The following is a 6222-nucleotide window of genomic DNA, read 5'->3' as shown; positions in this document are numbered from 1 at the left end:
GATTATATGCGTTGATAGCTAAGTTCCAGTTGCCTTCTGTGAAGGCTAAATAACCCAAACTATCAGCACTTCTGAGGCACTCAGAGGGATTTGATTGAGGAGTATATATGGTCAGAGCATTTTGACAACAATTAATCGCCCTTTCCAGATTCTCTCTTTTTTCCCCTTCTATGCGGTTTTCATAAGCATTACCTAATGCGTGTTGAGTCATAGCCCAATTAAAGGGGTCTCGCTCTCTAGTCCATTCAGAAAGAGCATTTTGATAATAATTAATCGCAGTTTCCTGATTCTCTCTTTTCTCCCCTTCTATGCGCCCACTATAAGCATTACCTAATTCGTACTGAGTCATAGCCCAATTTAACGGTACTCGCTCTTGAGTCTTTTCAGAAAGAGCATTTTGATAACAATCAATCGCCCTTTCCAGATTCTCTCTTTTTTCTCCTTCTATGCGCACTCTATAAGCTACACCTAATGCGTGTTGAGTCATAGCCCAATCAAGGGGTTCTCGCTCTCTAGTCCATTCAAAAAGAGCTAATCGAAAACAATTAATTGCCGTTTCCAGATTCTCTATTTCTTCCCCTTCTATACGTAAAATATATGCTTTACCCAATGAGCACTGAGTCAGAGCCCAATTAAGGGGGTCTCGCTCTCTAGTCCTTTCAGAAAGAGCATTTTGATAACAATTAATCGCCGTTTCCAGATTCTCTCTTCTCTCCCCTTCTATACGTAAAATATATGCTGTACCTAATTCCTGTTGAGTCATTGCCCAACTAAGGGGGTCTCGCTCTCTAGTCCATTCACAAAGAGCTAATTGAAAACAATTAATCGCCGTTTCCAGATTCTCTCTTCTCTCCCCTTCTATACGTAAAATATATGCTGTACCTAATGCCCATTGAGTCATTGCCCAACCTACGGGGTCTCGCTCAAGTACTTTTAAAGCTAGTTGAAAACTGTTGAGGGCTATTTCTTGATTTTCTCTGGGATTCCCTAATGGAAACCTCGATATTATCATGCCAAATATATAAATAATATTTGCTAAACCTTCTTGTTCAGATGATGGAAGTTGAGTCATTATATCTCTAGTCCATTCATTTAACCAGTGGCGAAATCCTTCATTTAATAGATGTTGATTACTAGCTAGTAGAAGAGCGACTTCTTTCTCATTTCCTTGACTACTATGAATTTTTTTGAATACTTGGTTCCAGAACTCTGAGTAATTAAACGATGATTCTAACTGACGTGCCATCTCAATCAAGAAATTAGCTGGATTATTTTCACCCCCTTGTTTTAATTCAGAGGCTAGTTGATTAATTGTTTCTACTAATCCTTCATCGACTAATTCTTGATTAGCATTTAAAAATTTTCCTTGTTCTTCAATAGGGCATTGTACAAATGCTTGAATTAGCTTGAAATAGGCTTGTTTTCTTTGTGTTGGTTCATTCATCTTTAAACTTCCTCTATTACTTCAATTTTTTGATAATAAGCAATCCAATCTTGTTCTGCCGTTAAATAATCCCACTGGGATAGCTCTTTGTTGACATGTTAAAATAAGTAATACGCTCAACATCTTCTCTAAAATTTCCCCTCTCCTAATCGATTACATTGATACGGTTAAAAGCTATTAATATCAGTATAAAGCTTCCAATTAAACTGATTAAATAAAGACTGATTAGATAAAATCTAGTCATCTTAGAACTTACCTGCAATCCATTTTTTATCTCTTTTACTAAAGAATATTTTTGCCCAAAGGGTAAATCTCTATAACCTGATGAATTTAAAGCTTGAAAAATATGTTTTACCTGAGTTGTTGTATCTTGTTTAATTAAATCTTGCCGAGATAATTTTTTAGAAACTTTAACTATTTTCCAACTATTTTTGAGACTCAAAGTTAAAATAATAGCTAAAAATAAGCAAATTGGTTCCTGAATACTCCAGCCAACAAAACTCAATAAACCAATAGTAAAAAGTTTAAATCCCAGATTAGCCATAGGATTGAAAGAAAAAATTAGTAAATTAGTAATTTTTCCACCATCTAAAGGCAAAATAGGTAGTAAATTGATGAAATTAATATCCATTATTATTGTAAAATCATTCGCTACTAAGTTTAGTTTTTCTCCTAAAATTATGGCAATTATACTAGCTAGTATAATTCCTGGAATTGGACCAGCAAGTAAAACAATAATCTCTTCCCATAAACTTGCTTTTTGTTTCTTACCACTAGCAGCAGCTCCAAAAAAAGGGATAAAAAATATAGATGTGTTATTATATCCAAAGTATCTCATCGCCCAAAAATGACCTAATTCATGAACAATTAAAGTTATCATTATAAAAAACAAAACAGAAAAATTGAACTGAAAAAATATGCTATATATTATGCAGGAAATAATGAATGTAGCAATAAAAAAGTAAGTTTGAATTTGTTTGCTAATGGTACGATTCTCATAACGTTGATAACGTTGATACTGTTCTACTTCTATTTCTAAAGGTGTTGGAATCTTTTTAGGTTGTTTTTGTTTCTTGTTAACTTGAGCATCTCCTTTTTGAATTTCTCTAGTTTTAGCGATCGCATATTTAAAACTACACCTAAAAGTATCTCCTTGATCAATAGGTACAAAGTTATGGTTATTTACCTCATTATCAATCATAAAGTTATATAAACTAGATAATAAAGAACAAAATAGTTCAGGAGAAGTGATATCAATTTGCTGTTGATTTACTGTGGTGGCTTTTTCTAAATGAAATTGATAATGTTCATTAATACTTGTAACATAAGGATCTTGCCAAATTGCTTGAGAGTTTGTATATATCATGCGATGTAAAAGATTATTAACAGTAATTAAAGCTGAACCATCAGTGAAAAAACTAGAAAATTCTAAGGAATATGTAGCATTAACAGAAGAATCAACTCTGGCGCAAATATTCTTATCTTTATGATAAAAAATACCAGAATATTGGGTTCCATAATCATAGATTATGCTTTCTTCCTGAAGATAACAAAAAAACTCAAACCCTAAGACTTGCAAATCTTCCAATGCAACGTTAAAGATTTGTTGTAAATAATCAGGTACTTCCTCAGAAGATTTAAGACTTAAACGAGGATACTGTAAGATAAGACCGACAACTTGTTTAAATAAAGAAATATATTTCAGGGTAAATACAAAAATATAGAAAATTAATCCGTAAATTAAATAATTCATGATCAGTGGTAGTGTATAAAATCTGTTGAAAAATAATTAAATCCGTGCCATAATCTTTGCTCGATAAAGTATTTAGATGTGCTTTATTTATTTATAAACAAAGCACACTACCTTTCAGCAACGCCAAATTTTCCCTCTCGTCATTGATTAGGAAGAAACATAAAAGGCTGTGGTTGATTTCCACCCCCAAAAAGAATGATCTTACTATTTTCTGATTCAACTAAACCTTGAGTTGCTTCTATTTTTTTTAGTTCCAAAATTTCTGGAGTTAGTGCTTCTGTGATAATGCGTTGAGCCTCTGCTTCTGCTAAAGCGGAAATCTTAATTATTTTTGCTTCTGCTTCTGCTTCAATCTGAGCTCTTTCAGCTTCTTTTTTGGTTTTTTCTATTTCAAAGTCTAATTGTTGACTTTCTTGTTCTGCTTTTATCTTAGCTTGAATAGCCTCATTAACCGCTTCAGGTAAAATAATTTCTCTCAGTAAAACTTCTTTTACTTCAAATCCCAAGGGTTCAAGACTTTCTGCTAACTTTTGTTTTAAATTTGTAGCTATTTCTTTTCTTCTATCGCTATAAATTGCTTTGAGAGGATAGTTAGCCGTAGTTTCTCTAACTAGAGAACGAAATCGAGGAATAATAATTTCTTTTTCATTCATTCCCACATTGGCATAAATTTCTTCAATTTTCTCAGGATTCGCTTGATACTGTAAACTGACGTCAATTAATATCGTTAAACCTTCTTCAGAGGTGGTTTCTATTTTTTCTTTGATATCAACTATACGAGTAGAAAATTTAATTACTCTTCCAAAGGGATTAATAAAATAAAAACCTGGACTTAGAGGGCGCTCTGAAAGTTTACCGAAAGTTTCTTTTACTCCCACTTCACCAGTGGGTATAATTACGAGGAATTTATTGATTAGTATGAGAAATCCGACAAGTCCTACAATTGTTGCAACAGGAATAAGTTGAAATTTGTTTCGATGCAGTTCGATTTTAGGCAGTTTTTTCATAATTATCGTCCTTTTTTTTGTGAAAAGCTTAGGCAAAAATGAGAAAGATTATAATGAGTAGAAGAGCGATCGCTCTTTTTGGGAGAAATGCGGGACACCCGCTACCAATTCTCAACAGAGTATCAAATCCTGTGACGATAATAGGGAATCAAATCATTATCCTTAGGAAAATTGCGATAAATAAACACAACTAAAAAAGCGAAAGATAAAGAAAGGATGATAAGATCCTGTCCCAGGGAAGAGTTAACACTTTGTTGAAAATCATTTATAGCAACAAATTCTTGACTCGATAAGCTACTATGTCCAACAGCAACAATATTATAGAGACAATGGAGAATAATTGCCGCTCTTAAATTACCAGTTTTAAAGTAAACAATACAATATAACACTCCAGCAATAAATAATGAAATAACATCATGCCGAAAATGCACGATGGCGAAAATTAAAGAGGAAATAGCTATAGCTTTTTTTACGCCCCATTTCATTGACCATTTTTGTAGCATAAGACCTCGAAAATAAAACTCCTCAAACAAAGGTGCCCAAATAATAGCCATAATAAAATAACTAATCATGCCTAAAGCATTTGTATATCTTGCTTCATTGATATAGTTTTCAACATACTCAGGAAAAACAAAAGAAAGATAATACAAATTCAAATAAAAAAAACACCAGGCAAAAGCAATTTTTACAATAAGCAAAATTATAATTAGCAGCCAATTAATCTTAGCTTTTTTGAGGATAAATTTATTATATTCAAACTTGGCTTTTTTCATCGTAAAAAATAGCCATAGTAATGAATAAAGTAAGAATATTAAGTTTAAAAAACTTTTTACCTTAACATTAATATTATCCAAGGAACAATTATCTATTGCACAAAAGCTAAAAATCAATATTGCGTAGATAGTTGGTATTCCTATCAGCCAATACAACAAAAGTTCTAATACATTAACATTGTTAAAAATATTTTCATTATATTGTTGAAATTGTTTTTTAGTGGGAAAAAGTAATAATAATCCAATTCCGAAAAAATTTAATAATCCTAGCCATCCCCAACTCGATGAATACCCTTTGCTTTTGATATATAAACAACCTCCTTTGATGAAGAAAAAACAGGATGTAAACAAAATAATCAAGGTTAATAGTCCTATGAAAGGGGGAAGGTTTTCAAGATCATTATCACTTGCAATTAAAAATACTGGAAACAGTGGCAACCACAAGAATAATCCTAGAACGATTATTCTTAAAGATTTATCTTTTTGAAGAGTATTTAGATGATTCATTTTTTGACTATTGAAAAATGTATTTTACTAGATTAAAGCGACACAATACTTAGGGTATTATGGACAAAACAAATGTTAAGAAACTCAGAAATGAGATTAATAAACTGAAACTGTCAAAACTCAGTGATGACATATTCAAGTAAATAGATTTTCTCTGTACACTTACTAGCATTGCTCAAGAAAATTAAAACTTGCAAAATTTAGATACAAATTTGGAAAGTGATGAAATGTATAGTAGATAAAGCTTTTGCGTTTCCCGACATTTATAAGATAAAAACCTTGGTAACTATATCGAGAATTCTAGAGCTACTTTCTACTTAGTAGGAATCGACCAATTTTGCTACTAGAGCTTCACTTTCGTCTTTTTGTATTCTTAGTGCATTTTTCTGTTCTTCTGTGAGCATGAAATATTCTCCCTTTATATGAAATAGGATGAGGTTTTTGAGTTAGTCTCCCACTTTTATGGGTTCTGTTGCTAAAAAAATAAGCAACACTATTGGTAGAGTTTTTTGGCAAAACTTTCAGAAAATTAACACTACAGATAGCATAGCGAAAAATTTTTACTACACCAGTGATAAATGGGAAAAGGTCTTAAATCACTCTATTATCAGAATAGTAAAGTTGTTGCGAAAATTCTTCCAAGTATAGTTGGAGGCTTTTGTAGCTTTATAGTTCAGCATACACTACAAACCCCTATTGACCTCATATCTTGCACCAGAACTTATGTACTAAATTAAC

At 32.2% G+C, this 6222-nt stretch carries 3 protein-coding genes and 1 pseudogene; all 4 read right to left on the bottom strand.

All coding sequences use genetic code 11. From position 1 onward, the window contains the following. Window positions 1-1444 (bottom strand): annotated as a pseudogene (locus tag MW688_RS21130) (hypothetical protein); the annotation flags it as partial. A gap of 145 nt (window positions 1445-1589) precedes the next feature. Continuing rightward, window positions 1590-3197, bottom strand: a complete 1608-nt coding sequence (locus MW688_RS21125; RefSeq protein WP_486737988.1) for a site-2 protease family protein — start codon at window positions 3195-3197, stop codon at window positions 1590-1592. A 140-nt stretch (window positions 3198-3337) separates the two neighbouring features. Then, on the bottom strand, window positions 3338-4204 hold the full coding sequence (locus MW688_RS21120; protein ID WP_486737987.1) for a prohibitin family protein: 867 nt from the start codon (window positions 4202-4204) through the stop codon (window positions 3338-3340). 122 nt (window positions 4205-4326) lie between these two features. Further along, a complete protein-coding gene (locus tag MW688_RS21115) occupies window positions 4327-5484 on the bottom strand; it encodes a CPBP family intramembrane glutamic endopeptidase (protein WP_486737986.1) in 1158 nt (385 codons plus the stop codon). Window positions 5485-6222 lie beyond the last annotated feature (738 nt).

It is taken from the genome of Johannesbaptistia floridana (genome assembly GCF_057440575.1).
Note: the sequence above shows the minus strand (reverse complement) of the source record. Positions and strands in the feature narration are given on the sequence as shown.